The organism is Streptomyces sp. NPDC028289, assembly GCF_055565975.1.
Map to the genome: position 1 here is coordinate 775,239 of NZ_JBVHTI010000005.1, position 26,437 is coordinate 801,675.

The following is a 26,437-nucleotide window of genomic DNA, read 5'->3' on the forward strand; positions in this document are numbered from 1 at the left end:
CATGCTGTCATGCCTGTCGGCCGCGACCCCCCTCGACGGCAGCATGGTCGGGCGCTTGAACGGGGCGCCGCGTCACGGAGCGGGATCGTCGGGGGTTGCTGGTGAATCACGGGTGGGCGCCGTCCACTTTTCTCGGCCGGTTACGGAACACGACATGTGCGGAACTGCTCGCGCAGTCCACTCCCATCAGCTATCCGGCACACCGCACCCTGCTGCAGCAGGGCGACGAGAGCCGGCACGTCCTGCTGATCACGAGCGGTGTCGTGAAGGTCGTCGCCAGCGCGGAGAGCGGATACGACATGCTGCTCGCCGTCCGCATAGCGGGCGACCTGGTCGGCGAGATGGCGGCCTTCGAGGAGCGCCCCCGCTCCGGCACCGTGATCGCCTGCAGTGACGTGACCGCGCACATCGTCCAGGTGCGGACGCTGGAGACCTTCCTCACCCGGCACCCGGACGCCATGCGGGCCATCCTGCACATGCTCTGCGCCCGGCTGCGCTGGGCCAACGGGCGCCGGATCGACTTCCAGGCCTACGACTCCCTGACCCGGCTGGCCCGGGTGCTGGCCGAGCTGAGCCGGGCCTACGCGCAGCCCACGCCGGACGGCGACGGAAAGCGGTGCGTCCTCGGGGTGACGCTCACCCAGACGGAACTCGCGTCACTGGCAGGCCTCCGTCTCACCACGGCCGAAAAGAATCTGGCAACTCTGACGGCCATGGGACTGGTGGAGCGCAGTTACCGCAACATAACCATCTGTGACGTTCCGAAACTGCTTGAATTCGCCAAAGTCGTTGCCGACAACCCGTAGTGGTACGGGATCACCTCGCGCGCTCTCTCCTAGCCTCTCGGACAGCACTTCGTGGGCGGTGTCCGCCCATGTCCTGCCGAGAGAGGAAATGATCGGGTGGCTGAGTGGCCCGGGTTCTGTCCCTGTACCTGCATAGCCGTGGACGCACAGGCCTACGGCAGCAAGAACGATCGCAACCAGTCCGAGTTCCAGCATGACCTGCCACGGCTCCTGGACCGCGCCGCGAAGGGCGCGGGCCTGGACCGCTCCGCGTGGCAGATCCAGCGCACGGGCGACGAACAGCTCGCGGTGATCCGGCAGGACGGCGGCGAGCCGCGGCTGGTCGACGACTACGTCCGCCACCTCGTCGCCGAGCTGCGCCACCACAACGCCCAGCGGGTGCCCGAGGCCCGGATGCGGCTGCGCGCCGCGATCCACCAGGGGCTGGTGGAGCTGGCCGAAAACGGCTTCGCGGGTTCGGCCGTGGTGGCCACGGCCCGTCTGCTGACCGCGCGCCCGCTCTACGACGCCCTGGCCGCACACCCGGACGCGGACCTGGCGCTGCTGCTCTCCGACGACGTCTACCGGTCGCTGGTGGCGGGCGGTCACACCACCCTGACCACGGCGGACTTCACCCAGGTCACCGTCCGGGTGAAGGAGTACGAGGCCTCGGCCTGGCTGCGCGTGCCCACGCTCGGCACCACGGCCGCCACCGCCTCACAGGAACCCGGAACCGCGGGATCGGGGAAACCCGCGGCTCCGGTGTCGGGGGAGCCCGCGGCGGACCGGCCCGGTCCGGCCGCCGCGGGCACAGCGGGCACCGGCGCCACCCACGAGTACCGGGCGCACCAGGTCAACGTCACCCACGTGACCGGCTCCGTGGACGCCCGGGGCGCCGTCTTCGGCTTCGGGAGCTCCGGTGGCTGACCTCTCCGACCCGGACGACGTGCCCGCCGTACCGCCCGTCGGCGAGGACGGTGTGCCGCCCCTGCCGGACGGCGCGGGCGGTGCGAGCGGCGGTGCGCAAGAGGTGCCCGAGGTGCCTGGGGAGCCGCTCCGTTCGGACCTCGGCGCGGACGAGAGGGCCGCCGAGCGGCGCAGGGAGCAGGACGAGCGGGAGGAGGACGACCGCGGCTACGACGATCTGCGCCGCGTCCAGCAGCTCGTCAACAACAACTTCTACGGCGTCGTCGACGCCTCGGGGGCCGCGTTCGGCTTCGGCGCCGCCTCGGCTCCCGGCCTCTCGCCCGGCACCATCGAGCCCGGGGAGACGGACCGGGCCCTGCGGTTCTACGTCCCGCCGCGGCCCTGCTTCGACGACGCGCTCGGCACGTTGCGCGAGAACGCCCTCGTCGTGCTGACCGGCCAGGACAACTGCGGCCGCGGCGCGGGCGCCCTCGCCCTGCTCAGGACGGTCCTCGGCGAGGAGGCCGGGCTGCGCAGCCTGTCGCCCGCCAACGCCCTCGCCGAACTGGCCGGTTCACGCGAGCTCAGGCCGGGGCAGGGGTACGTCATCCTCGACTACGTGGGCGAGCTGCGCCCCGAGGCCGTGCAGACGTACGAGATCGGGCGGCTCGGCGAGGAACTCGGCCGCAAGGGGTCGTACCTCGTGATCACGGCCGACGACGCGGCCAGCCGGCGGCTGGCGCTGCGGGATTACTGCGTGCCGTGGCAGGCCCCCGACCCCGGGGAGCTGTTCGAGCACTGCAGGGCGCGGCTGCCGCACGCCGGCCTCGCGCCGGAGACCGAGAGGGAACTGCTGGAGCGGGTCGGCGAACAGCGCCGCCCGGCGGACGTGGTCGCGGCGGCCGTGGCCCTGTCCCGGTCGGGCGCCGAGGCGGCGCTGGACATCCTGCGGGACCGGCACCGCGAGCAGGTCCGGGAATGGTTCGGCAGGCGGCCGGACGCGGACGACCTGCTCGCGCTCGCGGCCCTGGCGTTCCTGGAGGGCATCCCGGAGCGCACGCTGGAGAAGGAGTGCGCTGCCCTCGCGGCTCAGGTGCGCAACTGGGAGCAGAGCGGCGAGACGCCGGCCGCGGAGCCGGCCGGCCCGGCCGCCGCGCCGCTGACCGGCGCCGTGGCCCGGCAGTCCCGGGCCCGGTGGCGGGAACGCGCGGTGGAGCTCGTGACGACCGAGTTCCGGCTCAGACCGAGCCGGGGCGCGGGCCGCAGCGAGCGGTGCGTCGTCTTCACCTCGCCGCGGATCCGCGAACTCGTCATCGCGGAGCTGTACGACCTCTACGGCTACGAACTCTGGTACCCGCTGCGCCGGTGGCTGGGCGAACTGGCCCTGCACGGCGACCTGGACACCCGGACCGAGGTGGCCCGGGGCGTGGCGCTCCTGGCCCGGTACGCGCTGGTCGAGGTCGACGAGAACCTGCTGACGGTGTGGTCCGACGGCATCACCAGCCAGCGGGTGACCGCCGCGCTGACCCTCCAGTTCATGTGCGACGTCGAGCATCTCGCCCCGCAGGCCCTGAGCACCGTCATCAGCTGGGTGGACAACCGGGGCCCCGGCCGTGCGGTGACGGCGGCCATGGCGCTGACCGGCAGGCTGGGCTCGCTCTACCGCCTGGAGGCGCTCAAGACGCTGTGGTTCCTGGCCAACCGCGGCGAACGGGTCGCGTTCTCGGCCCGCCGCTCCCTGGTCCTGCTGCTGCAGACCGCCGAAGCCGACCCGGCGCGGGCCCTGCTGATCCTCCGGTTCGTACGCACCGTCGTCGTGAAGTCCGCGCCGGGCTCCCGGGAGCGGTCGATCGCCCTCAGGGCCGCCGTCCAGCTCCTGGAGGCGAGCCGGCTGGACGCCGCCGCCGAACCCGTCACCGCGGCACTGCTGCGCACCGTTCCGGACAGCGTCCGGCATCTCGGATCCCTGTGGGCCGACGTCCTGCACAGCAGCAACCGGAGCCGGGCGGTCACCGCGCTGTGCCGGACCCTGGTGCAGCTGCGGGACGACCCGTCCGTCACCGGCGCCGTACGCGAACTCGGCGACGTCATGCGGAACGCCATGACCGAGCGGCAGTGGGCGGCACTCGGCCGCCACCTGTCCATCGCGCTGCGCCACCCCGACCACGCGATCCCCGGTGCCCAGCAGCTGGCGCAGGTGCTCATCGGCTCCCTGCGCGGCCGGACACCGGCCGACCACCGGCGCGCCACCGCGCCCCTCACGTCCACCCGTCCCTTCACTTCCGCTCAAGGAGGCCGAAGCAAGTGAACTACCCGGTCATAGCCGAGCACATCCTGGCCACGGTCCAGGGCACCTGGTGGTCTCGGCGCCGCCGCCGCGACGACGTACCGCCGCTGCCGCCGGGCGCGGTGCACGTCTTCAGGGTCGGCGGGAACTACCGCACCTTCCCCGAGGGCATGGTCTTCGACCCGTCCCACCCGGACGTGCTCGACGCCTCCTCCGTCAGCATCGTCGACACCAGGGCCCGCCTGGTCGACGTGGAGCGCCCGCTGCCCTCGGTCAGCGAGGCGGACAACTTCACGATGCGGGCGTCCTTCACCTGCCAGGTGACCGACCCGACCGTCATCGCCCGGCAGGGCATCATCGACGTCACCGTGCCGCTGCGCGCCTATCTGCTGGGCGACAGCGACCTGCCGCGAGTGAGCGCCGGGCACCGCGTGGAGGAGATCAACGCGGTGCGCACCGAGGCCGGCCACCGGATGACCGCCTACAGCGCGATCGTGCCGCCGCGGGTCGCGGGCATGAGCGTCGAGTTCGTCAACGCCGAGGTGTACGCCTCGGACGACCTGCGCGACTGGGAGCAGAAGCTCCGCGACGAGCGGCGCTCCTGGGAACTGCGCAAGGGACAGCGGGACTTCGAGACGCAGGACGCACGCCGGATCGCGGAACTGCTCTCCCAGGGATCCGACCACGTGGACGCCTTCGGCATCGCCCGCCAGGAGATCGACGTCACGGAGGTGGCGGCCCGCATCCACCGGGCCACCGGGGAGGAGGCGGCCCGCCGTCACCAGGCCGAGGCGGAGGAGCGGGCCCACGCCCGCTTGCTGGAGACCACGGACGCGCAGCTCCGCCGCGAGATGCTGCTGACCCTGCTGCGGCAGGCGGCCGGCAGCGAGTACGTCGACTACCACCAGATGCTGGACCAGGTCCTGCGGGAGATGGGCGGCCAGGCCGCACCCGGCATCGGGGCCGCCGCGGACACCGCCCGCATGGTCGAGTCGGGCCAGGGCCGCCCCGGCCGGGCGGCAGCGGGCCGGGAGCACGACCCGCAGGGGGGTTTCGTCAAGGACGAGGACGACCTCGTTGACTGACTTCCCGAGACACCGCATCGGCCCCGGCGCCGCACGCGGGCTGCGTACCCTGACCGGCGTCGACGAGGAGCTGCTGTCCAGGGTCCGGTACGAGCGGAGCAAGTACACGTCGCTGGGCGGGGTGGTGCTCGGCACCTCCGTCATCGCGGCGTTCTCCATGTGGAACTTCGCGACCGAGGCGCTCGGCAGGATCTCCGTCGTGGCCCTGCTGCCGACGGCCATCTGGATGCTGTTCGTGCTCAACCTGGACCGCTGGCTGGTCACACCGCAGCCGAACGCACGGCGTCGGCTCGGCCCCCTCCTCACCCGGCTGCTGGTCGCCCTGATGCTCGGCGCGGTGATCGCCGAACCGCTGGTGCTGCGCATCTTCCAGACGGCCATCGAGGAACGCGTCCAGGACGAACGCACCGACACCGTCGACGAGTTGCGCACGAACCTGGTGCGCTGCAACCCCGTGCCGGCCACGACGCGGACGGTCGCTCCCGCGGGCTGCGGCACGAGGTACGTCCTCTCCTTCGGCGCGACGCCCGGCGACCGGGTCGACGAACTGAACGCCCTGCGCTCGGACGCCGCCACCCTGCAGAAGCGGGTCGACCAGGACACCACCAGGCTGGAGGCCATCGACTCCGAGGTGCGGGACGAGTGCCGCCGGCTGGTCCGGATCGCCGCGACCGGCCTGTACCAGCGGACGTCCGAATGCCTGCGGCTGCGCGACAAGGCACAGGACTACCGGACCACCCACCGCACCGCCCAGAACGAGCGGCGGCTCGCCGGCATGAACACCCGCATCTCGAAGATCGAGGGTGAACTGACCTCGTCCCGGAGCGCGTTCCTCAAGGCCCGGGACGACGGCATCGTGCGGCGGGTGGCCGAGGAGCGTGCCAAACAGAAGGAGATCGGGGTCCTCGAACGCATCCGGGCACTCGACGAGCTGGCGAGCGGGAACCCGGTGCTGTTCGTGGGCATCTGGCTGGTCCGCCTGCTGTTCGTCCTCCTCGACGTGCTTCCCGTGCTGGTGAAGTACCTGACCGGCGAGACCGCGTACGACCTGATGCTCACCGGCGAGAGCAACAGCGCGGTCAAAATCCACGGCGAACAGGTGCGGCTCGCCGAGCGCCGGGCACTCGCGGACCTGGAGATGGCCCAGGACGCCATCGAGCAGGAGGTCCGGCGCCACCGTGCCGAGTCGGAGGCGGCCTTCCGGGAGCACACGGCGGCGATGAACATCCGGGTCCGCCAGGCGGTGAACGCGCTGGAGGACGAGATCCGCCGCTCGTCGACGGTCTGACGCACCCGCATCGGACACCCGGCACCACGGCCGCCCCGGACCCCGGGGCGGCCGTCCGGCACCGACGTACACCGACGCAACAGGAACGACGGAACAGGAACGACGCAACAGGAACGACGGAACAGAAGGGGGACCATGACCACATCCGGAGGCGGTACGGGCCCGGACCCGGGCACCGGCACCGCGACCACCGACGGCGGCGCGGCACTCGCCAGAGTCCTGCTGTCCGAGGCACGTGAGGAACTCGTACGGGCCGACAACAAGGCGGGTCTGCTCCTGGCGTCCCTGGGCGCGGCCCTGACCGCCCTGCTGGGCGCCGTCGGCAGCGGCATCATCGCCCCCCGCCTCTACCCGGTCGTCCCCCAGCTGCTCATCTGGGTGGGCTCCGCCGCCTGCGTACCGGCACTCGTGCTGCTGGGCCTGGCCGTGGCCCCACGGCTGGGAAGCCCCCGCCCCGCCCGCACGCACTACTTCGGTGACGTGCGGCTGGCGAGGTCGGCGGCGCAGCTGGAACACACCGTCCGCCGCACCGACCCCCTGTCCCGGGACCTGACCCAGCTGGCCGCACTGTCCCGGATCACCTGGACCAAGTACCGCTGCATACGCCTGGCTCTGGCCTGGGGCACGGCCTTCTTCACGCTCACCCTGCTGGGGATAGTGACCGGGGCGTCGACCTAGCGGGTCGGCTCGGGCGCGGGCCGCCGCGGGCCCCCGGTCACGTCCGGCCGACCGTGTCCTGGTCGTCGACCGGGGTGGCCGGGGCCGGCAGGGGGAGGGGCTGCTCGGCGTCCGTCCGGCGGGTGAGGCGGCGGGCCAGGGGTTCGGTGTAGCGGGCGGTGAGGGGGCCGAGGACGACGAGGATGAGGACGTAGGCGGTGGCCAGGGGGCCCAGGGAGGGTTCGATGCCGGCGGTGACGGCGAGGCCCGCGATGACGATGGAGAACTCGCCGCGGGCGACCAGGGTGCCGCCCGCCCGCCAGCGGCCCTTGGCCGAGATCCCGGCGCGTTTCGCGGCCCAGTAGCCGGTGGCGATCTTCGTCAGCGTGGTGACGGCCGCCAGGGCGAGCGCGGGCAGCAGGACCGGCGGGATGCTCGACGGGTCGGTGTGCAGGCCGAAGAAGACGAAGAAGACGGCGGCGAACAGGTCGCGGAGGGGCGCGAGGAGGTGGTGGGCGCCCTCGGCCACCTCGCCGGAGAGGGCGATGCCGACCAGGAAGGCGCCCACCGCGGCGGAGACCTGCAGCTTCTGCGCGATGCCCGCGACCAGCAGGGTCAGGCCCAGCACCACCAGGAGCAGCTTCTCCGAGTCGTCGCTGGAGACGAACCGGGAGATGTGCCTGCCGTACCGGACGGCGATCAGCAGGACCAGCCCGGCGACCCCGAGGGCGACCGCCAGCGTCAGGCTGCCCGCCGCCAGGCCGGCGCCCGCCAGCAGCGCGGTGAGGATCGGCAGGTAGACGGCCATGGAGAGGTCCTCCAGGACCAGGATGCTCAGGATCACCGGGGTCTCCCGGTTGCCGAGCCGTCCCAGGTCCCCGAGCACCTTCGCGATCACCCCGGACGAGGAGATCCAGGTGACGCCGGCCAGCACTACGGCCGCCACCGGGCCCCAGCCGAGCAGCAGGGCCATCGCGGCGCCGGGCAGCGCGTTCAGCGCGGCGTCGACCAGGCCCGCCGGGTACTGCGTCCTGAGGTTGGAGACGAGGTCGCTGGCGGTGTACTCCAGGCCCAGCATGAGGAGCAGCAGTACGACGCCGATCTCGGCGCCGATCGCGACGAACTCCTCGCTGGTGCCGAGCGGGTAGAGCCCGCCCTCGCCGAAGGCGAGCCCGGCCAGCAGGTAGAGGGGGATGGGCGAGAAGCGGAGGCGCCCGGCGAGCCGGCCCAGCAGGCCGAGGCCGAGGATGATCGCACCGAACTCGATCAGGAACACGGCGGAGTCGTGCACGGCGGCCTCACTCCCGCCCGAGTATGGAGGCGGCCGCGTCGACGCCCTCACGGGTGCCGATGACGATGAGCGTGTCGCCGCCCGCCAGGCGGAAACCGGGCGTGGGGGAGGGGACCGCCTCGGCGCGGCGCAGCACGGCGACGATGGACACCCCCGTCTCGGTCCGCATCCGTGTCTCGCCGAGCAGCCGGCCGTTCCAGTACGAGGTGGCGGGGAGTTCGATCCGCTCGGCCACCAGCCCCAGGTCGGTGGTGGAGAGCAGGTTCGGGCTGTGGTGCGTCGGCATCAGCGCGTCGATGAGCGCCGCCGTCTCCCCCGAGGACAGCCGCAGCGACAGGGCGCAGGCGTCGGGGTCGTCCCGGTGGTAGGCGCTCAGGATCCGTGAACCGTCCCGGTGCGCGACCACGGACACCCGGCCCTGCTCGCGCGTGGCGAGGTCGTAACGCACCCCGATTCCCGGCAACGGCGTCCTGCTCAGGCGTGGAGCCCCCAAGGCTGTCTCCCCTGTCTCGTCGTCTCGTCCCGCTGGTTCTTTGTCCTTTCTTTAACAACACCCTAACGGGGAGGCGGAGGAGACGGGGGGACGGGCCGGGCAGGGGGAGCGGTCAGGAGAGCGGTCAGGACGGGTAGGGGACGTAGCAGTCCAGGGCCGGGTGGTACAGCACGTGCCAGGTGCGGCCCTCGACGACCCCGCTCGCCGGCAGGCCGTGGCAGGTCTGGATCCACTCGATCTTCTTCTGCATGACCGTGCCGTAGACCCCGTCGGTGGTGAGCCTGGGCGGCTGCCCGCCCCACGCGTTGCTGAGGCACTGCGCCTGCCTGACCGCGGCTCCGGTGGCGCCGTATCCGAGCGTCGGCCGGTAGTCCGCCGCCACGTAGGAACATGCCGGGCCGGAGGCGGCCGCCGCGGTGTGGGGCAGCGCGGGGCCCAGGGCGACGGCCGCGCCCAGCAGCGCGGCCGAAGTGAGCAGTCGGTTCCGTCTCATGCCCGCTCCTCAGGGCCGACTCGACTTCCGACCATGGTCGCGCGCGGGCGGTGACCTCCGCGAGTCGGGAGCCGGCGGTCACCTGGAGCCGGGGACGCCCGCCGTCTCCGGTGCTTCCGCCGTATCCGCGGCCCCGCGGCGGGCCGAGCGCCGGTCGCGTACGGCGGTGAGCGCGCCGAGCAGCGTCATGGCCAGGCAGCCGAGCAGGACGACGGTGGACGACGCCTTCAGCATCGCAAGCCCGGACCCGGTGAGCAGCACGACCAGGGCCCAGCGCACCGTGGATCCGGCGACCCGGCTGGAGACGAGGGAGCCGAGCAGCACCCCGGGAACGGCACCGATCAGGAGCGTCGCCGCGAGCCCCAGGTCGGCGTCGCCGACGAGCAGGTGGCCGAGGGCGGCCGCGGCCACCATGGGGATGGCCTGCACCAGGTCCGTGCCGACGAGATGGTTGGCCCTGAGCCGCGGATGGGCCAGCATCAGCATCACGATGATCAGGGAGCCCGAGCCGACCGAGGTCATCCCGACGATCACGCCGCCCACCAGCCCGATGAGCAGCGTGGCCACGGGCCGTACGGGAACGTGCGCGTCCTCGCCGGCCGAACCGTCCGGGCCGTCGGCGGTGGTGCGGCGGTGGTCGAGCCACATCCGGGCGAGCATGCCGGCGACGGCGAGCATCAGCGCCGTACCGACGACGTACTTGACGCGCTGCTGAAGGTCGTCGCCGTCGCCGAGCGCCCGGAGCAGGAACACCCCGCCGAAGGCGGCCGGGACGGCGGTCGGCAGCAGCCAGCGCACGATGTCCCAGCGGACGGTCCCGGCCCGCTGGTGGACCAGCGCGCCGAACGGCTTCATGAACACGGACGCGGCCAGGTCGCTGCCGATGGCCGCGGTGGGATTCACCCCGAACACCATGACCATGATCGGCGTCATGAGCGCTCCGCCGCCCATGCCGGTGAGCCCCACGGCGAAGCCGACCATGGCTCCCGCGATGACGATCGGAACGGTGGAATCCATGGTGGGGGACCTTAGACACCTTTCCTATGGGAAATGTATGGAACCGCGTCCTGTCCCCGCTGAAACCGGGCTGAAGCCAGGCTGAACCGCCGTGGCCGCACGCTCTGCGGCATGACGACGAACGAACACGAACGACGGGACGAACGCGAACTCGCGATCGCGGCCACCGGGCTGCGCAAGGCCTACGGGGACAAGACCGTCCTCGACGGCATCGACATCCGGGTGCCGGCCGGCACGGTCTTCTCGCTCCTCGGGCCGAACGGCGCGGGCAAGACCACCGCGGTCAACATCCTGTCCACCCTGATCTCCGCCGACGCCGGCACCGCCCGGATCGCCGGGCACGACCTCACTGCCGAGGCCCAGAAGGTACGGGCCGCCATCGGGGTCACCGGCCAGTTCTCCGCCGTGGACGGACTGATCACCGGCGAGGAGAACATGCTCCTCATGGCCGACCTGCACCACCTCTCCAAGCCGGAGGGACGGCAGGTCACCGCCGACCTGCTGGAGCGCTTCGACCTCACCGAGGCCGCGAGGAAGCCCGCCTCCACCTACTCCGGCGGCATGAAGCGCCGCCTCGACATCGCCATGACCCTGGTCGGCCGCCCGCGCATCATCTTCCTCGACGAGCCGACCACCGGACTCGACCCGCGCTCCCGCCACACCATGTGGCAGATCATCCGCGAGCTGGTCTCCGGCGGCACCACCGTCTTCCTCACCACCCAGTACCTGGACGAGGCCGACCAGCTCGCCGACCGCATCGCGGTGCTCAACGGCGGCCGGCTCGTCGCCGAGGGCAGCGCCGGGGAGCTGAAGCGGCTGGTGCCCGGCGGTCACGTACGGCTGCGGTTCTCCGACCCGGCGGCCTACGAGCGGGCGGCGACCGAACTGCGCGAGACCACCCGGGACGACGAGGCCCTCGCCCTGCAGATCCCCAGCGGCGGCACCCAGCGCGAGCTGCGCGCCATCCTCGACTGGCTCGACGCCGCCGGCATCGAGGCCGACGAACTCTCCGTGCACACCCCCGACCTGGACGACGTGTTCTTCGCCCTGACGGGCAACCCCGTGGCTTCGACCGACAAGGAGACCGTCCGATGAGCACCGCTTCCCACGCCCTCCGCGACAACCTCACCATGCTGCGGCGCAACCTCCTGCACGCCCGCCGCTACCCCTCCCTCACCCTCAACCTCCTGCTCACCCCGGTCATCCTGCTGCTCCTGTTCGTCTACGTCTTCGGCAACGTGATGAGCGCCGGCATCACCGGCGGCCACGCCGACCGGTCCGAGTACGTCGCCTACCTCGTCCCCGGCATCCTCTTCCTGACCGCCGCCATGACCTCGCTCGGCACCGCCGTGTCCGTGGCCACCGACATGACCGAGGGCATCATGGCCCGGTTCCGCACCATGGCGATCTCCCGCGCCTCGGTGCTGATCGGACACGTGGTCGGCAGTGTGATCCAGACGATGATGGCCCTGGTCCTGGTCCTGGGCATCGGACTCGCGATCGGGTTCCGGCCCGACGCGTCGCCGGTGGAGTGGCTCGCCGCGGCCGGGCTGATGGCCCTGGTCAGCCTCGCGCTGACCTGGCTCGCGGTCGGCATCGGCCTGATCAGCCCCAACGCCGAGGGCGCCAGCAACATCGGGACGCCGCTGGTGATGCTGCCGTTCCTGTCCAGCGCGTTCGTCCCGGTGGACGCCATGCCGGGCTGGTTCCGCTGGTTCGCCGAGTACCAGCCGTTCTCGCCCTTCATCGAGACCCTGCGCGGTCTGCTGCTGGGCAGCGGGATCGGCACGAGGAACGCGCTGCTCGCCGTCGGCTGGGGCCTCGGGCTGACCGTGCTCGGCTACCTGTGGTCCAAGGCCCGGTTCAGCCGCGAGCCCCGGCAGTGACCTCGTGCAGCGCCTGCCGGGCCGCCGCCCGCAACTGATCCCGCCCCAGGGCCGCGTACCCCGACCTCGCGTCGGTGTACGCGGCCCCGTCCGCGTTCTCGGCCGCCTGCCGGGACCTGGCCGAGGAGAGGGTGGGCAGGTCCCGCATCACCGGCAGCACCTCCGCCAGCGCCAGCAGCCGTACCGCCGCCGTGTCGCCCCGGGCCAGCCCGGCATGGCCGAGCGCGAGCAGCACCGAGCCGTAGACCGGCAGTTCCAGCAGGTCCCCGGCGCCGGAAGCGTCGTCGGACAGCATCCCGAGCAGGCGGTCCCGCAGGTGCCGGGCGAGCTCGGCCACCGGCTCGAGCCGGCCGTGCTGGGCGTGCGCGGCGAGCGCGGCCGCCTGCACCTGGAGCGACCACGAGTCCAGGAAGGGATCGTCCGGGGTCAGCGCACCGGCCTCCCGGATCCCGGCCGCCGCCTGCCGCCACAGGCCGAGGCCGACCTCGGTCAGCCCCCGGGCCAGCGCGATCTCCGCCCGGGCCTGCAGCAGTTCGGGGCTGAAGGCCTGGGCGGCCTCCGGCTGCCGGTCCGGGGCGGCCCGGCCCAGCCAGTACTCCGCCTCCTCGACCTCCCCGCGCTGCAGGCAGGCGGAGACCAGCCCGTAGCGGACGCCGATCGCGTCCGACCAGGTACCGGCCTCACCGAGCGCGTCGGCGGCCCGGAGATGGTCGTACGCCTCCGCGCCGCGCTCCGTCTTGAGGCACAGCTCGCCGATCCGGCCGTGGCTGAGCAGCGTCATGACCGGATTGCCGAGCGGCCCCACCGCCGCGAGCATCCGGCGCGCGTAGCGGAGCGCGCGTTCCGTCTCGTACGCGGACTCCCACAGGTAGCTGGCGACACCCGCCGCGAGGCCCGCCAGCAGGGGCTCGTCGGCGTCGCACAGCTCCTCAAGCTGCGCGTACCCGGGCGGGCGCATGTCCGGGACCGCGCACAGCACGACGGCCAGGGCCCGCGGCACGGTGTCCGCCGGGGCGGGCGGCAGGCGGCGCAGCGTGACGAGTTGGCGTACGGCGTGCGGGCCGTAGCCCATGAAGAGACCGGCCGCGCACACCGCCGCCGCGCTCCGGGCCGTCTCCACGTCCTCGGGGTGCTCGGCTCCCGGGCGGAAGTGGGACAGCGGAACGCCGGTCTCGGCGGCGAGGGTGACGAACCGGGTGTAGCTGTTGCCGACCGACCACAGGGAGGCCAGGACGGCGGTGACGGCGGCGGTGGCGGGACCGTCGGCGCGGGCCAGGGCGTGCCGCAGCGCGAGGACCAGGTTGTCCTGCTCGGCCCGGACCCGGTCGAAGGAGTCCGGCGCCTCGGTGCCGTACATCCCGGCGTGGTGGGCCCGGCCGAAGTCCCGGGCCCAGGCGAGGAACCGGCCCGTGACGGCCTCGTCCTCACCCGCCTCCGCCCGCCGGGCGGCGCCGAACTCCCGCAGCGTCTCCAGCATGTGGAACCGCACCCCGGCGGCGCTCTCGCCGACCTTGACCAGGGACTGGCCGGCCAGCTGCTCCAGCAGGTCCATCGCGTCGCCGTCCCCGTCGGCGGCCCCGCCGGAGCCGAGCACGTACTCCGCCGCCGTCACGTCGAAGCCCCCGGGGAACACCGACAGCGCGCGCAGGGCCGCCCGTCCCTGCGGCTCCAGCAGGTTCCAGCTCCACTCGACCACGGCCCGCAGCGTGCGGTGCCGTTCGGGGGCGTCCCGGGCACCGCCGCGCAGCAGCGCGAAACGGTCCCGCAGCCGGTGCGCGATGTCGGCCACGGAGAGCACCCGCACCCGGGCCGCGGCCAGCTCCACCGCCAGCGGCAGCCCGTCCAGGTGCCGGCAGATCTCGGCGACGCGGTCGGCGGGCAGCTCCACCCCGGGCCGGGCGGCCCGCGCCCGCTGCCCGAAGAGCTCGACGGAGGTCGCCAGGGACAGCTCCGGCAGGGCGTACACGGACTCCGAGGTCAGCCCGAGCGGGGCCCGGCTGGTGGCCAGGACGCGCAGCTCCTTCGACCGTGACACCAGCCCCTGTACGAGGGCGGAGGCGCCGGCCACCACGTGCTCGCAGTTGTCGAGGACCAGCAGCGCGGGGCCCGGACCCAGCGCGGCGACGATCCCGCTCACCGCGTCCTTGCCGCCGCCCGGGAGCCGGCCGCCCTCGCCGCCGCCGACGGCCGAGGCGACCTCGTCCGCCACGTCGTCGTCGGTGACCCCGGCCAGGGTCACGAAGTGGACGACGGACTGTTCGGCCGCCCGGCTCACCGCGTGCGAGAGACGGGTCTTGCCGAGCCCGCCGGGGCCGACCACGGTGACCACCCGGGCGCCGCGCAGCAGCCCGGCCACGGCGGCGATGTCGGCGTCCCGCCCCAGCAGCGGGTTCGGCTCGTGCGGCACCCCGTGCCGGACCGGCGCCGCCTCCGCGCTCAGCAACTCCTGGTGCACGGCCCGGAGCCGGGCCCCCGGATCACTGCCCAGCTCGTCCCGGAGCCGGCGCCGGTAGCCGTCGTACCGGGTCAGCGCCGCGGCCCGCCCCGCGCCGGCGGCCTCGCAGCGCAGCAGCTCCGCCAGCACCTCCTCGTCCCGGGGCAGCTCCCGGTTCAGCTCGGTCAGCGGTGCGGTGGCCTCCGCCCGCCGGCCCAGCCGGGCGAGCGCGAGGGCGTGCGAGCGCACCAGCGCCCGGTACGCCCGCAGCCGCTCGGCCCGCAACGCCGCCACCGGGTCGTGCAGTTCCTCGTCCGCCCCGGCGCCCACGCTCCCGTCCCACAGCGCCAGCCCCGCCTCGGCCCGCGCCAGGGCGCCCTCGTGGTCCCCGGCCCGCGCCCGCTCGGCGGCGGCCGCCTCGTGCACGAGCAGCGCGGAACTGTCGACCTGGGTCTCGTCCAGCCCCAGCCGGTACCCCGTCGGCGTGCTCACGACCAGCTCGGCACCCAGCTGCGACCTGAGCCGGGACACCAGGATCTGCACCGCCTTGCCCGGCCGCTCCGGCAGCTCGTCCGGCCACAGCCCCTCCACCAGCCGCCCGGTGCTGCAGCCGGTGCGCAGGTCCGCGGCGAGCAGTGCCAGCAGCCCGCGCAGCCGCGGCGCGGTGATCTCCCGCCCCCGGCACGCGACTCGGGGCAGCAGGGTCAACTCGGGGGTCTCGGTCACCCGTGCAGACTAGGCGGGTCCGGCGAAGTCCGCTCCGGTTCTGCAGCGCCCCGTAAGGGGCGCTGGGGGTACCCCCAGCCGAAGGCTGGGGGAGGAACTGCGCGACCAGCCCCCACGGTGCCGCACCGGACACACGGCCTATCGCGCCCCTGCTTTCGCGGTCGAGGCCCGCCCGAAGGTCCGCTCGAAGGACGCCGACGCGGCCTCCTCGCGCCACTGCAGCGCAGCCTTCGCGCTCGCGTCGAGCAGGGCCCGGCACTCCGCGCCCGGCGCCCGCCCGCTGCCGGGAAGCTGCCCGGCGCAGGCGGCGGCCGGCCGGTAGCCGTCGCGGGTGGGGTTGCCCCGCCACAGGCTGTCGCCCGGGAGGAAGGCGTACTCCAGCGAGGCCCGGGCCAGGTCCTTGAGCTCCGGGTACGTCAGGCCGTAGGTCTCCGCGGCGTACTGGTACTCGTGGCTGATGTCGGTGCGGGAGACACCGGGGTCGTCGGTGGCCAGGACGACCGGCACCCCGTAGGACCGGTAGGTGTCGAAGGGGTGTGCGGCCCCCCGCACGCCGAGGATCTGGGCGTTGCTGGTGAAGGGCACCTCGACGGCGATCCGCCGGGCGGCCATCGTGCGGGCCGTCCGCTGCCAGTCGTCCTCGTGGCGGAGGTCGACGCCGTGCCCGACGCGCTCGGCGCCGGCGATGTCCACGGCCTCCCGGACGTGGAACCGGAGGTCCTCGGGGTCGACCAGGCCGGGCCGCAACTCGCCCGCGTGCAGGGTGACATGGGCGCTCGGGTAGACCGTGTGCAGGAACCTCACCATGCGCATCTGCACGGTGTAGTCGGCCAGCGCGACGGGCCCGTCCTCGGGCTGGACGAGGTTGACGGCGAGGAAGCGGGGGTCGGTCTCGGCGAGCCGCATGCCGAGGGCCAGCTCGGTGAAGACACGTTCGCGGGACTCGCCGCGGAAGGCCTGGTAGACGTAGCGCACGGTGAGCCGGCAGCCGGGGCGGGGCCGGTCGGTGCCGCAGCGGGCGGCGGCCCGGAACCCGGCTTCGGCCTCGTCCGTCGCCCGGCGCGCCTCGGCGACCACCTCGTCGAGGCGGCCGTCCGCCACGAGCCTCGCGTACGTCTCGGGGAGGTCGGGGTCCCAGCCGACCTCGTCGGCCAGCTGCTCGGCGCGGTCGGAGGCCGGGTTGACCATGGTCTCCAGGTAGAACTGGTGCTGCGCCGCCACCGAGTCGGCGACCTCGGCGAGCACCTTGCCCGGGTGGCGCGCGGGCACCAGCCCGAACGTGTCGAACGTGGCGAAGAAGTGGTCGTGGCCGCTTCGGTCCGGCGGGAAGCCGTACATGGACCAGGCCCGCAGGATCGCCTCGCGGAAGTCACGGTCGCCGCGGGCGTCGGCGGCCGGCCGGGTGCCGGGGCCGCAGGGCGGTACGACGGCGGTCAGCGTCGCCGTGTCGATGCACAGCCCGTCCCCGGCGGCGAGCGCGATCAGGTACTCCGTCCTGACCGCGCCGAAGAGGTGGTTGTGCAGGTCGCCGCCCTTGGGCAGCTTCAGGAAGAACCTGCGCAGGGCCCGGGGGTCCCGGGCCTGCGCCCGCAGCGATGCCAGGTACGCGTCCGTGCGGGCCTCGGCATCCGTCAGGGAGCGTGGGCCGGCGTGGGGTTCTCGGGGCGGCCGGGGGAGCGCGGCTGCGGGTGGTGCGGCCGACAGGCAGGCCAGGAGGCAGCAGCAGAGCAGGGTCAGGGCCGCGGCGAGGGCGCGGGCGGGGGTGCGGGCGGGGCCCGGGTGCGGGGCGGCGGCTGCGACGGCGGGCGCCGTGCGGCGTGGGTGGCCGGCGGGGCGAGCGCCGTCGTAGGTCGTCACGGACCGATGATCATCAAGTCGGCCCGGTCACGGCCGGACAGCCACGCGGCGCACACCGCAGAGCCACCCGGGCGGGCGTAGCACCGTCCGGTGGCCGCGGTGCGGGTCAGCGGCCGGCGAGCGGGCGGTCCGCCGTGACGACGTAGTAGTCCAGCAGGCCGTCGCGGTAGGCCGGCAGGAAGTTGCGCGGCCACTGCACGGGCAGGTCGATGCCGGCGAGGAAGCGGTCCAGGCCCGGCCAGACGTGGTCGCCGATCGACTGGGCCCGTACGCCGGTCAGGCCGGCGCTGCCGAGGGCGTCGAGCAGGGACCCCAGCGGGTGGGCCACGTCCAGGCCGGACGCGAAGCTCTCCAGCCGCGCGGCCAGTTCCCCGCCCGCGTCCTCGGCGCCGGCCGGCAGGAAGAAGCTGGTGACGGCCAGCCGGCCGCCGGGCCGCAGCACGCGGGCGGCCTCGCGGGCGAACGCGGTCAGGTCGCGGAAGTGCTGGGCGGCCTCCACCGAGTACAGCCGGTCGAAGCCGCCGTCCTCGAACGGCATCCGCTCCGCCGCCCCGTGCGCGAAACCGAGGCGTTCCGGCGCCCGGGCGAGCAGCCCGGCGTTGGTCCGGCGGGCCCGTTCCAGTTGCTCGGGGTGGATGTCCAGACCGGTCACGGCGGCGAAGCCGAACTCCTCCAGCGCGAGCGCGGCGCCGACCCCCAGCCCGCAGCCGACCTCGACGGCACGGGCGTCCGCCCCGTCGAGGGCCCCGAACACGAGACGGTAGAGGTCGCGCTGGCTGCGTACCCGGTCCTCGGCGGTCAGCGGACGGTCGAGCGGGATCCCGGCCCAGTGCCCGAAGTTGATGAACCCGCCCGCGAACGCCGGTGCGGAGCTGAGGTCCTGCGGCCCGTAGACGGCACGCACGGCGGGCGCGACGGCGAGGTCGCGGCTGCGGTCCACGTGATCTCCTTCTGCACGATCGCGTTCTCCACGGTCACGGATGGTGTTCGCTGTGCGGATGCTCGTGCCCCTCCTGATGCTCCCCGCGGTGTCCGTCCGGCGAACCCCCCATCATCCGCAGCATCGCCCGGCCGCCGGTGCGCAGGAACCGTACGACCAGCGCGGCGGCCAGCAGCAGGAAGACGATGTTGAGGTACGTGGTGTAGTTCCAGCTGATTCCCTCGTCGGGGATCTTCGCGTCGGCCTGGTCGGGGATCAGCCCGAGGCTCCCGAAGACGAGTTCCACCACATAGCCGGCCACCACGATCGAGGCGTAGAAGGTGCCCAGCAGGAACGCGGCGGTCCGGGCGCCGTAGTACTTCCGGTAGATGTTGAGGATCGGCAGGATCAGCAGGTCGGCGTAGATGAAGGCGATGACACCGCCGAAGCTGATGCCCCCTTTCCAGAGCACCACGGCCAGCGGCACGTTGCCGATGGAGCAGACGAACGACACGATGGCCACCACGGGACCGATCAGCGGTCCCGTCACCTTGGCCGCGAGCGGATGGCCGGCCAGGAAGAAGCTCTGCCAGAAGTCGTCCGGCACCCAGGCGGCGATCGCCCCGGCGATCAGCAGCCCCGCCACCAGGTCGCGCAGGATCGCCGCCCACTCCATCACGAAGATGTGCGAGACGGACGTGAACCCGTCCCGGGAGAACAGCCGGCGGACGAAACCGCCCTCGCCGCCCACGGACATGTCCATCGCCGCGTGCCCCTCCATCGAGCCCGCCAGCCCTCGCTCGGCCTGCTCCCGCGCCTGTCGCAGCAGCCGTTCGCGCAGCAGCACGCGGAAGAGCACGGCGAGGACGACGATCATGACCGGGCCGCCGACGAACTCCGCGGCGGTGAACTGCCACCCCATCAGCAGGGCCAGGATCACGCCCAGTTCGATCACGAGGTTGGTGGAGGCGATCTCGAAGGCCATGGCCGCGGTGAAGTCGGCGCCCTTGCGGAACAGGGAGCGGGCGAGCGCGACGGCGGCGTAGGAACAGGACGAGGAAGCGGCGCCGAATCCCGCGGAGATCGCGAGCGTACGGGGCCGGTCGTCTCCGAGCAGCCGTACGACCGTCTCGCGGCGCACCACCGCCTGCACGACCGCGGAGAGTGTGAAGCCGAGGATCAGCGCCCAGGTGATCTCCCAGGTCATCGACCCGGCGATGGAGAGCGCGTGCCCGACCGCATGCATGGTGTCCGCCCTTCGCAGATGACCGAGACCATCTGTATATACCCCCCCAGGGTATGAGGCCAAGGGGGTCACGGAATCCGGGTGGTACGCATGGCTCCCGTCCGTGCCGGCGGCAGTAGACTCCGGCTGCCGTTCCGGCTGCCTCGGCTGAGTGGGGCTTCGGGAGTCTTCGGCGGTCTTCGGGGGGAGCCCACATGGTCTGGCCGTGGTCGCGTCGTGGGCGGGCGGCGCCGCCGCTCCCGCTGCCCGGCCCGTGCGGGCACCGGCGGCACACCCTGCGGACGGAGCGCCTCCTGCTCTACTCCCCGGAGACGATGCTGGACCTCCTCGCCGCGGCGGCCGCCGCCTCGGACCCGCAGGCGCAGCGATGGCTCGGCTGGGGCGTGCGCGACATCGTCGGCCCGCGCCACCGCAAGGACCTGCTCCGGCTGCGCCCCGGTGACACCCGCGCGCTACGAGGGTCCAGGACGGCCGGGCGCCTGCTGGCCATGCCCACCTGGGGCCGGAGACGCTGCGGGCGGGACCGTGCACCGGCGAACACCGCGAACTCGGCGCCGGGCGGCTGCAGTACACGACGCCGGCCCCGCCCACTCGCTGTCAGGGCGCCGCCCTGCCGTCGGACACGTGCCCAGTGCTCAACCCTTCAGGGCGGAGGTATGGGCATCGTGCCCGTAGTGCCCCGGAGGGGCGCAGCGGTATGGGTAGGACCGCCGTGTCCGACAAGGAAGTTGTGGGACCTACCGCCGGACGGGCGGAAAGTCAGGCCTGCGGAGGCCGTGTAAGACCGACTCTCACCAGTCGGCGGTGGCCTGTGAAACAGGAACCCACGGGGGTACCGCGTGGCGGTACGGACCGGAATCTTCTGCCCTCGGGCAGGAGAGGGCGTCAACTGCGCGAGCCGCACCCCGGGCAGAAGGCTGCCCCGGGGGGCAGCACCGTGGAACAGGATGAACACCGCTCGGATTGGGCCAGTTGATGCCCGCACCCCGGGCAGAACGCGGCACCGTGCGTCTCGGTGCGGCACTGCGGGCAGACCAACTGGCGGGGCGTGCTGGGGTCGTAGCCCTGCCCGGCCTGCTGCCCGGCCGCGTACGCCCGCTGCGAGGCCATGTCGTTGAGGCCGCGCTGCTGGGCCGCCATCGCCTCGGCTGCCGTGTCCGGAGCGCAGCGCAGGCACAGGCCCTGAGCCGCGTTCCAGCAGCGGCCGCACACGTAGTCGGTGCAGCGCGCGCAGCGGTTGAAGTGCCCCTGCGCGTTGTTGATCGCCCGCTGGAACGCCTCGTCGCGGGAGCGCCCGTAGCCGGCCCCCGCCAGCCCGTCGGCCGCCGACGTCAGCCCGGTGCCGGTCCGGCCGAGCAGTCCCCATGCCACGTCGACGCCCTTGCGGAGCCAGGTGGCGGCCCGTTCCCCGGTGTACGGCTCGAACGGTGAGCGCCAGGTGTCGTAGCAGCGCGAGCAGGAGAACTCGAACTGGAACCCGGCACCCGTCCCGTTCCGCTCGCACAGGTCCCGGTAGTTGTTGCTGAAGTAGATCTCGGCGCTCATGTGGTCCCCCCACAGGTCCGGCCATCGGCACACATGCCGTACGACGCAGCGGAAACGGTACTGGTTCTGGCCAAGGCGGCCGAGTTCAGGCCATGGCCCGAGACGGCTGCCTCGGGCCTACCAGCCGACGGCCACCAGGAGCCACTGCGGGTCGGCGTGCGAGATGAAGGCCGGCGAAGGTCTGCCGGTTCTCGCCGACCTCGGTGTCGTAACCGTCCCTGGTGTGCAGCCGCACGGCCGACTTCAGGCCGAAGGCGTCGACGCGGGTGGTGTTGCCGTCGAAGACGTTGGCGCCGACCGTGAACTCCAGGTCGGGCGCTCCCCGGCCCTCACATCGTCGCCGTACCGCCGCCGGTGAGCCCCGGAGCCAGCCCCGGGAACCAGAACACGGCGACGGCCAGGGCGATCGAGGTGATCCCCACGGCACGGGCCACCAGGTGGCCGGCCGGAGCCAGCTTCTCGGCGGTGATCACGGCGGTCAGGACCACCATGGCCCACAGGTTCATCACGCCGAACGCGGTCAGCAGCACCATCAGCGACCAGCAGCAGCCCAGGCAGAAGGCCCCGTGGTGGGTCCCGGCACGCAGATCGCGGGAGCGCCCCGGGTACGCGGCATAGCGCAGCATCTGCCCCACCGGCGAGCGGCACTTCGCCAGGCAGCGGTCCTTGAGGGGCGTGAGCTGGTAGACGCCGCCGACGACGAAAACGGCCGCGGCCACCGCGGTCCCCGTGGCGACGGGGAGGCCCCCCACCCGGCCCAGGCCGGTGGCCAGCGCGTACGCCGGCAGCCCGGCCGCGGCCCAGACGAGCAGGTAGGCGACCGTGAAGACGATCATGCGCGGTGTCCGGTGCACCGTGATGGTGCGTGCGTACAGCGCGGCGACGGGCGCCGTGCCGGGCAGCATCATCGCGGCCATCATCAGGGTCCACACCGCGAGGAAGGCGGGCAGGCCCAGGCCCATCGTGCCCGGCATCGCCCGGGTGCCGCCCCAGCGCGTCACCACCCAGACCCAGGCGGCGGCCGCCACGACCAGGAGCAGTCCTGCGGGGGCCGTCCCACCACGGACGGTGACCGGCCGACCGGTCACGCGGACCACGCGAAGGGCGCCGAGTGGCCGTTGCCACCGGAGAAGTCCCAGGACCGGCCGTACACGCCACCGCCCCTCGCCCGGATGGACCGGGCGACGGACAGCGTGCTGTTCGCCGGGTGGAACATGCCGGTCAGGTGCATCACCGGACCGTCCTCGCCGAACTGCGGGGCGACCTGGTCCTCGATCTCGATGTCGATGACCTCGCCCACCCGAGCGGTGTGGCGGCGCCCGTCGTCGAGGTACTCGATGGGAACGCGCTCCACGCCGAGCACCTTGCCGATGAGCGGCGCGAGAGCCGCCATCGGCCCGCCGGCCTCACCGGAGAAGACCCTGCCCAGGGCCTCCGCCTGGCCGTCGTCGGCCGAGGCGTCGAGGTACAGCGCCACCTGCCAGCCGCCGTCGGCCATCACCCGGGGGGCGTCGATGAAGACGGCGACGCTGCGGTCGGAGACGTCCACGCCGTCCACGCTCCCGCTGTCCACGTGGAACGCGAAGGTCACCCGGCAGCGCTCGTGGTCGGCCGGCGCGGTCAGGCCCGAGGTGGTGCAGGGACAGACCACGTCGCAGTTGCAACTCTCCAGATACGTGCCGTTCAGATTCCAGGGCATGTCTCTACCTCCCCTTCGGCGAAGGGAATGCCGCTGGAGGGCCCGTTCCATCCGGTACCGCTCTCCTCTTCAGGCTATTCCCGAGGCCCCCCGTCGCGCAGATCCGCAGCCGGCCGGGCGTCCTGTCCAGCGGCCTGGCTGTCAGTGAGGAGGGTCAGCGGGTCGCCGTGGTGTGGAGGTGGTTGAGGGCGGAGATCACGGTGGTGCTGCGGTGCCAGACCAGCCAGCGGCCGACCTGCCTGCCGAGCTGGTCGAGTGCCGCCGACTGGGCGGGGGTGAGGTGGTGCAGGGGCTGGTCGTGGTGGGAGGAGACCATGCCGATGACGGTGCCCCTGGGGCTGAGCAGAGGTGCGCTGTGGCAGGCACGGCTGCCCGTCTGCAGGATCGCGCGCCGGGAGGCTTCGTCGAAGGCGTCGGAGGCGGCGACGTCCTCGACGGTGACCTGCCGGTTCTCCTCCGCGGCCTGCGCGCAGGAGGTGGTGGAGGTGTCGACGAAGGTGAAGTAGTCGGTGAAGCGCCCGTTCAGCCCGGTGTGGTGTTCCATGCGCAGCATGCCGTTCTGCACCAGTTGCACGTTGCCCATCTCGGCACCGGTGATGCGCAGGGTACGGTCCAGGGCGGTCTTGAGGACGGCACTGTCGTCGGCCAGCCGGCGCTCGTCGCTGCGCAGGGCGGGCAGCGGCGGAGCGGCCGGGAGCGGTCGGCTCGGCACCCAGCTGGAGGCGCCCGGTAGCGGGGCGGGCAGGTGGACGGCGGTCTCGGCGAGGGTGTGCAGTTTGACGTTGAACCGCTGGGAGGCACGGCGCAGCAAGTCGAACGCCTCCTGCTCCGAGGAGAGCCGGTACGAGGAGACGAGGAGCCGTTCGGCCCGGGCGACACCCGCACGCGCCAGTTTCCTGTTCCGCGCGTCGATCGCCTGCTGCTCGGCGTCCTGGGACCCACGCTCTCCCGGACGGAGCGCAGGCGTACCGGAATTCTCAGTCATATGAGCAACTCACCTCTTGATCTGCCCCCACCACCCACATGCCGCTCTGCCGCGGTTGTGCCCCACCACGTCTTCCCGCTTCTCCCACGGGCATGTCCGCCTGTGGCATGCGCCACCTGGAGCCGGTGCCCCCACGGCACGGTGCCGACCGGTGCGCCTCCCGCTCGACGCCTGGGCAGAGACGCGACCGGCGAAGGGGTGATGGGAATTCTTTGAAACGGCCAGGGCTGCTTCTCGCGTCACTCGGTCATGTCCTCAAGCGAGTGGGAAAGTGCGGTGAGCACCCACGCCGGAAGTATTCTCGCGAGGTGCGATGGACGACGAGTTGTGATCATCCTGGTTTGGCGACCTGGGCGGATCCCGAGGCTGCATGACACGACCCCTTGATGATCAAGGTGTCTGCCTGCGGGGCGGGAAGAGCGCGTGAGGGCGCTGCTCCGCAATACCGATTTTAGTGTCAGTTTACGGACGAGTTTTGCGTGTGGTCTCGCACGATGATCTTTCCGGTGTTCTGGCCGTGCAACATCCCCAGGAACGCGTCCACGATGTGCTCGAACCCGTCAACAACCGTCTCGTCCAGAGCGAGCCGGCCGCTCTGCAGATGCGGTACCGCAAACTCGTACAATTCCTCCTGCATATCGCGGTAGTTGCTGACCAAGAAGCCTTCCATGCGGATGCTCTTTTCCACGAGGTCCGCGTAGTTGAATCGTGGCGGCGGCGCGTCGGGGGTGTTGTACTGGCTGATCGTGCCGATGCGGACGATGCGTCCGAACTCGCGCAACGCTCCTACCGCCGCAGCCAGTTGCTGGCCGCCGACGTTGTCGACGAACACGTCGATGCCGTCCGGTGCGGCCTTGCCGAGCAGATCGGCGGCGAGCCCCTCGTGGTAGTCGAAGACAGCGTCATAGCCGAGCTCCCGCGTGAGACGACCGGCCTTCGCCGCCGAACCCGCACTGCCCACGAGCCGTCCGGCACCGAGCAGCCGGGCGAACCGCCCGGTCGCGGTGCCGACCCCGCCCGCGGCGGCCGACACGAACAGGTCCTCGCCCTCCTGGAGCCGGGCGATCCGGGTCAGGCCCACATAGGCGGTCAGACCGGTGCCACCCAGGATGCTCAGGTATGCGGTCAGGGGCACCCTGTCGAAGCGGGGCAGCTGCCGGATCTCCTCGGGCGTGACCACTGCGTGCGTGCGCCAGCCCTGCCGGTGGAGCACGATCTCGCCCTCGGACAACCCAGGTGCGCGTGAGGCGATGACCCGCCCGATGGCGCGGCCCTCCAGCGGTGCGCCGAGCGCGAAGCCGCCGGGTACGTCGTCCATCATTTCGCGGTGGTAGGGGTCGACGGACCAGTAGAGGTTTTCCACGAGCGCGCTGCCGGCTGCGGGTTCGGGAAGCGCGGACTCGACGAAGGCGAAGTGCTCGGCGGTGGGGAAACGGTGGGGGCGAGAGGTCTGGTGCACGGTGATCGCGGTCTCGTTCATGACCGGACCGTAGGGCGGGAATGCGTCTGGTAGGCAGCCGGTTGGGCTCATGCGACACCCCGTTCCATGAGCAGTTCTCATATGCTGAGGTGAGCGCCCCGTGGCCCGCACGACCGACTCCGATCTCGCCCCGCACGAGCTGCGCGTGCTGGTGGCGGTCGCGGACACCGGCGGCTTCTCGGCCGCGGCCGAGAAACTCGGTCTGACGCAGTCCGCGGTCTCTCACTCAGTGCGCGGCAGCGAGCGCAAGATCGGTGTCGTCCTCTTCGAACGCGGCCGCACCGGCGCCCGCCCCACCCCCGCGGGAAAGAAGGCCGCCGCGCACGCCCGCCGCATCCTGCGCCTGCTGGACGTCCTGACCGCTGAGGCGCGCGGTGCGGCCCGGTCCGACGCGGCGCAGGGGCCGCTACGGATCTCGGCCTTCCGCAGCGCGGCTCTGCACCTGCTGCCGCCCGTGCTACAGCGGCTGCGCGCCCGGCATCCCACGATCGAGCCGCGGGTGCGGATCGTACGCGAGGTCGGGCGTGGCACCGCCGGCGAAGTGGCCGACGGGAAAGCCGACCTAGCCATCGCCACGCTGGGCGGCTCCGCGCCGCTTCCACCGGGACTGGTCGCGAGCGGACTCTTCGAGGAGCCGTATGCCCTGGTGCACGCGCCCGGTCACGCCGTACCGCGCTCGCTGCCGCTGGTCGACTGGGCCGAAAACTGTGGCTCGTACACCCGCGACTGGTGGGCCGCCCAGGACTGGATCCCGAAGGCCACTGTCGAGGCCGAGGACGACGGAGCGGTGCTCTCCTTGGTGAGCGCAGGCCACGGAATGGCGATCATGCCCGCGCTCTCCCTGGCCGGAGCACCGGCTTCGGTCCGTGTCACTGATCTCGGTCCCAACCGCCCGACACGCCAGGTCGGCTATGTCACCACCTCCGAACTGGCCAGATCCACCGTCGTGCGCGCCTTGGTGAGGGAACTGCGGGCCACAGTCCCCCAGGGGGTGAGCCTGCTCGGCGCCGAGGCTTGATCAGGTCGAGCGCGTGACCCTTGTGTGACCGTCGGCGGTCGACGATGTCGGCCAGGTTGGCCAGCCGGCCAAAGTGCCCCGGGCGATCGCGAGATCGCGGAATGCGGCCACGGCCCTGGTGCTGTCGGGCTATTGGGCGCCCCTCCCCCCGTGGCGCCCGATCGCAGGTCAGCGTGGGTCCACGTGGGGAATCAAGCCGAGCAACTCCGAGACCACCCCGAGCAAGGTGTGGGGAGATTCAAATATCCCCCTCAGGGGAGTCCGCACGGGTAGCGCCTTTCGACCAACGAGTGCTGTCCACTGGGTCGACCAGCGGTTCGGATCGCCGACGGCACCCGCG

The 26,437-nt window shown here is 72.6% G+C and carries 22 protein-coding genes and 1 pseudogene; 9 read left to right on the forward strand and 14 right to left on the reverse strand.

The genetic code is table 11. From position 1 onward, the window contains the following. Positions 1–101: 101 nt before the first annotated feature. The 6 genes from ACZ4UV_RS28335 to ACZ4UV_RS28360 all read left to right on the forward strand — a co-directional run bounded on the left by ACZ4UV_RS28335 (position 102) and on the right by ACZ4UV_RS28360 (position 7,029). Positions 102–806 carry a Crp/Fnr family transcriptional regulator gene (locus ACZ4UV_RS28335; protein ID WP_451019876.1) on the forward strand — a complete coding sequence of 235 codons (705 nt, stop codon included), beginning with the start codon at positions 102–104 and terminating at the stop codon, positions 804–806. Positions 807–944: 138 nt separating this feature from the next. Beyond that, on the forward strand, positions 945–1,712 hold the full coding sequence (locus tag ACZ4UV_RS28340; RefSeq protein WP_451019867.1) for a hypothetical protein: 768 nt from the start codon (positions 945–947) through the stop codon (positions 1,710–1,712). After that, on the forward strand, positions 1,705–3,999 hold the full coding sequence (locus ACZ4UV_RS28345; RefSeq protein WP_451019868.1) for a hypothetical protein: 2,295 nt from the start codon (positions 1,705–1,707) through the stop codon (positions 3,997–3,999). The genes ACZ4UV_RS28340 and ACZ4UV_RS28345 overlap by 8 nt, the downstream gene beginning before the upstream one ends. After that, the gene (locus tag ACZ4UV_RS28350; RefSeq protein ID WP_451019869.1) at positions 3,996–5,063 is read left to right on the forward strand and encodes a hypothetical protein; all 1,068 of its coding nucleotides are present in this window, start codon (positions 3,996–3,998) and stop codon (positions 5,061–5,063) included. Before ACZ4UV_RS28345 ends, ACZ4UV_RS28350 begins: the two co-directional genes overlap by 4 nt. After that, positions 5,056–6,351 carry a DUF4407 domain-containing protein gene (locus ACZ4UV_RS28355; RefSeq protein ID WP_451019870.1) on the forward strand — a complete coding sequence of 432 codons (1,296 nt, stop codon included), beginning with the start codon at positions 5,056–5,058 and terminating at the stop codon, positions 6,349–6,351. The genes ACZ4UV_RS28350 and ACZ4UV_RS28355 overlap by 8 nt, the downstream gene beginning before the upstream one ends. Before the next feature lie 135 nt (positions 6,352–6,486). After that, positions 6,487–7,029, forward strand: a complete 543-nt coding sequence (locus ACZ4UV_RS28360) for a Pycsar system effector family protein (protein WP_451019871.1) — start codon at positions 6,487–6,489, stop codon at positions 7,027–7,029. Between the two features lie 37 nt (positions 7,030–7,066). Here the strand turns inward: ACZ4UV_RS28360 and ACZ4UV_RS28365 are convergent, their stop codons facing one another. The 4 genes from ACZ4UV_RS28365 to ACZ4UV_RS28380 form a co-directional block, all read right to left on the reverse strand. Further along, positions 7,067–8,299, reverse strand: coding sequence for a cation:proton antiporter (locus ACZ4UV_RS28365; protein ID WP_451019872.1), 1,233 nt, complete (start codon positions 8,297–8,299; stop codon positions 7,067–7,069). Positions 8,300–8,306: 7 nt separating this feature from the next. Continuing rightward, on the reverse strand, positions 8,307–8,792 hold the full coding sequence (locus tag ACZ4UV_RS28370) for a cation:proton antiporter regulatory subunit (RefSeq protein WP_390049552.1): 486 nt from the start codon (positions 8,790–8,792) through the stop codon (positions 8,307–8,309). Between the two features lie 124 nt (positions 8,793–8,916). Beyond that, positions 8,917–9,285 carry a peptidoglycan-binding domain-containing protein gene (locus tag ACZ4UV_RS28375; protein ID WP_390049554.1) on the reverse strand — a complete coding sequence of 123 codons (369 nt, stop codon included), beginning with the start codon at positions 9,283–9,285 and terminating at the stop codon, positions 8,917–8,919. A gap of 78 nt (positions 9,286–9,363) precedes the next feature. Next, the gene (locus tag ACZ4UV_RS28380; RefSeq protein WP_467841620.1) at positions 9,364–10,302 is read right to left on the reverse strand and encodes a sulfite exporter TauE/SafE family protein; all 939 of its coding nucleotides are present in this window, start codon (positions 10,300–10,302) and stop codon (positions 9,364–9,366) included. Between the two features lie 111 nt (positions 10,303–10,413). On the opposite strand from ACZ4UV_RS28380, the gene ACZ4UV_RS28385 reads away from it, so the two are divergent. After that, positions 10,414–11,397, forward strand: coding sequence for an ATP-binding cassette domain-containing protein (locus tag ACZ4UV_RS28385; RefSeq protein ID WP_351491624.1), 984 nt, complete (start codon positions 10,414–10,416; stop codon positions 11,395–11,397). Further along, the gene (locus tag ACZ4UV_RS28390) at positions 11,394–12,188 is read left to right on the forward strand and encodes an ABC transporter permease (protein WP_390049560.1); all 795 of its coding nucleotides are present in this window, start codon (positions 11,394–11,396) and stop codon (positions 12,186–12,188) included. Before ACZ4UV_RS28385 ends, ACZ4UV_RS28390 begins: the two co-directional genes overlap by 4 nt. Here ACZ4UV_RS28390 and ACZ4UV_RS28395 read toward each other — a convergent pair. From ACZ4UV_RS28395 to ACZ4UV_RS28440, 10 genes and pseudogenes are all read right to left on the reverse strand, one after another. Continuing rightward, positions 12,166–15,348: an ATP-binding protein gene (locus tag ACZ4UV_RS28395; RefSeq protein WP_467841625.1), complete on the reverse strand. Its 3,183-nt coding sequence runs from the start codon at positions 15,346–15,348 to the stop codon at positions 12,166–12,168. The genes ACZ4UV_RS28390 and ACZ4UV_RS28395 overlap by 23 nt on opposite strands. Before the next feature lie 138 nt (positions 15,349–15,486). Beyond that, positions 15,487–17,085, reverse strand: coding sequence for an adenosine deaminase family protein (locus tag ACZ4UV_RS28400; protein WP_451019721.1), 1,599 nt, complete (start codon positions 17,083–17,085; stop codon positions 15,487–15,489). Between the two features lie 226 nt (positions 17,086–17,311). Beyond that, on the reverse strand, positions 17,312–18,145 hold the full coding sequence (locus tag ACZ4UV_RS28405; RefSeq protein WP_451019720.1) for a class I SAM-dependent methyltransferase: 834 nt from the start codon (positions 18,143–18,145) through the stop codon (positions 17,312–17,314). Between the two features lie 34 nt (positions 18,146–18,179). Beyond that, positions 18,180–19,370: a permease gene (locus ACZ4UV_RS28410; RefSeq protein ID WP_467841628.1), complete on the reverse strand. Its 1,191-nt coding sequence runs from the start codon at positions 19,368–19,370 to the stop codon at positions 18,180–18,182. An 885-nt stretch (positions 19,371–20,255) separates the two neighbouring features. Then, a complete protein-coding gene (locus ACZ4UV_RS28415) occupies positions 20,256–20,915 on the reverse strand; it encodes a zinc ribbon domain-containing protein (RefSeq protein WP_451019719.1) in 660 nt (219 codons plus the stop codon). Between the two features lie 172 nt (positions 20,916–21,087). Further along, positions 21,088–21,228, reverse strand: a pseudogene (locus ACZ4UV_RS28420) (beta-1,3-glucanase family protein); the annotation flags it as partial. A gap of 16 nt (positions 21,229–21,244) precedes the next feature. Then, positions 21,245–22,003, reverse strand: coding sequence for a DUF2182 domain-containing protein (locus ACZ4UV_RS28425; RefSeq protein ID WP_451019718.1), 759 nt, complete (start codon positions 22,001–22,003; stop codon positions 21,245–21,247). Then, positions 22,000–22,614 carry a DUF1326 domain-containing protein gene (locus ACZ4UV_RS28430; protein ID WP_451019717.1) on the reverse strand — a complete coding sequence of 205 codons (615 nt, stop codon included), beginning with the start codon at positions 22,612–22,614 and terminating at the stop codon, positions 22,000–22,002. The genes ACZ4UV_RS28425 and ACZ4UV_RS28430 overlap by 4 nt, the downstream gene beginning before the upstream one ends. A gap of 154 nt (positions 22,615–22,768) precedes the next feature. Beyond that, complete coding sequence (locus ACZ4UV_RS28435; RefSeq protein WP_467841633.1) at positions 22,769–23,599, reverse strand: GAF and ANTAR domain-containing protein; 831 nt, start codon at positions 23,597–23,599, stop codon at positions 22,769–22,771. Between the two features lie 457 nt (positions 23,600–24,056). After that, positions 24,057–25,079 carry an NADP-dependent oxidoreductase gene (locus tag ACZ4UV_RS28440; RefSeq protein ID WP_467841636.1) on the reverse strand — a complete coding sequence of 341 codons (1,023 nt, stop codon included), beginning with the start codon at positions 25,077–25,079 and terminating at the stop codon, positions 24,057–24,059. 100 nt (positions 25,080–25,179) lie between these two features. Here ACZ4UV_RS28440 and ACZ4UV_RS28445 point away from each other — a divergent pair, with 100 nt between their 5' ends. Then, a complete protein-coding gene (locus tag ACZ4UV_RS28445; RefSeq protein ID WP_467841639.1) occupies positions 25,180–26,097 on the forward strand; it encodes a LysR family transcriptional regulator in 918 nt (305 codons plus the stop codon). The last annotated feature ends 340 nt before the right edge of the window (positions 26,098–26,437 follow it).

Coding starts and splice junctions, on each gene's coding strand:
- ACZ4UV_RS28360 (WP_451019871.1), top strand. CDS start 6,487: ATGACCACATCCGGAGGCGGTACGGGCCCGGACCCGGGCACCGGCACC.
- ACZ4UV_RS28375 (WP_390049554.1), bottom strand. CDS start 9,285: ATGAGACGGAACCGACTGCTCACTTCGGCCGCGCTGCTGGGCGCGGCC.
- ACZ4UV_RS28380 (WP_467841620.1), bottom strand. CDS start 10,302: ATGGATTCCACCGTTCCGATCGTCATCGCGGGAGCCATGGTCGGCTTC.
- ACZ4UV_RS28385 (WP_351491624.1), top strand. CDS start 10,414: ATGACGACGAACGAACACGAACGACGGGACGAACGCGAACTCGCGATC.
- ACZ4UV_RS28390 (WP_390049560.1), top strand. CDS start 11,394: ATGAGCACCGCTTCCCACGCCCTCCGCGACAACCTCACCATGCTGCGG.
- ACZ4UV_RS28410 (WP_467841628.1), bottom strand. CDS start 19,370: ATGCATGCGGTCGGGCACGCGCTCTCCATCGCCGGGTCGATGACCTGG.
- ACZ4UV_RS28415 (WP_451019719.1), bottom strand. CDS start 20,915: ATGAGCGCCGAGATCTACTTCAGCAACAACTACCGGGACCTGTGCGAG.
- ACZ4UV_RS28430 (WP_451019717.1), bottom strand. CDS start 22,614: ATGCCCTGGAATCTGAACGGCACGTATCTGGAGAGTTGCAACTGCGAC.
- ACZ4UV_RS28435 (WP_467841633.1), bottom strand. CDS start 23,599: ATGACTGAGAATTCCGGTACGCCTGCGCTCCGTCCGGGAGAGCGTGGG.
- ACZ4UV_RS28440 (WP_467841636.1), bottom strand. CDS start 25,079: ATGAACGAGACCGCGATCACCGTGCACCAGACCTCTCGCCCCCACCGT.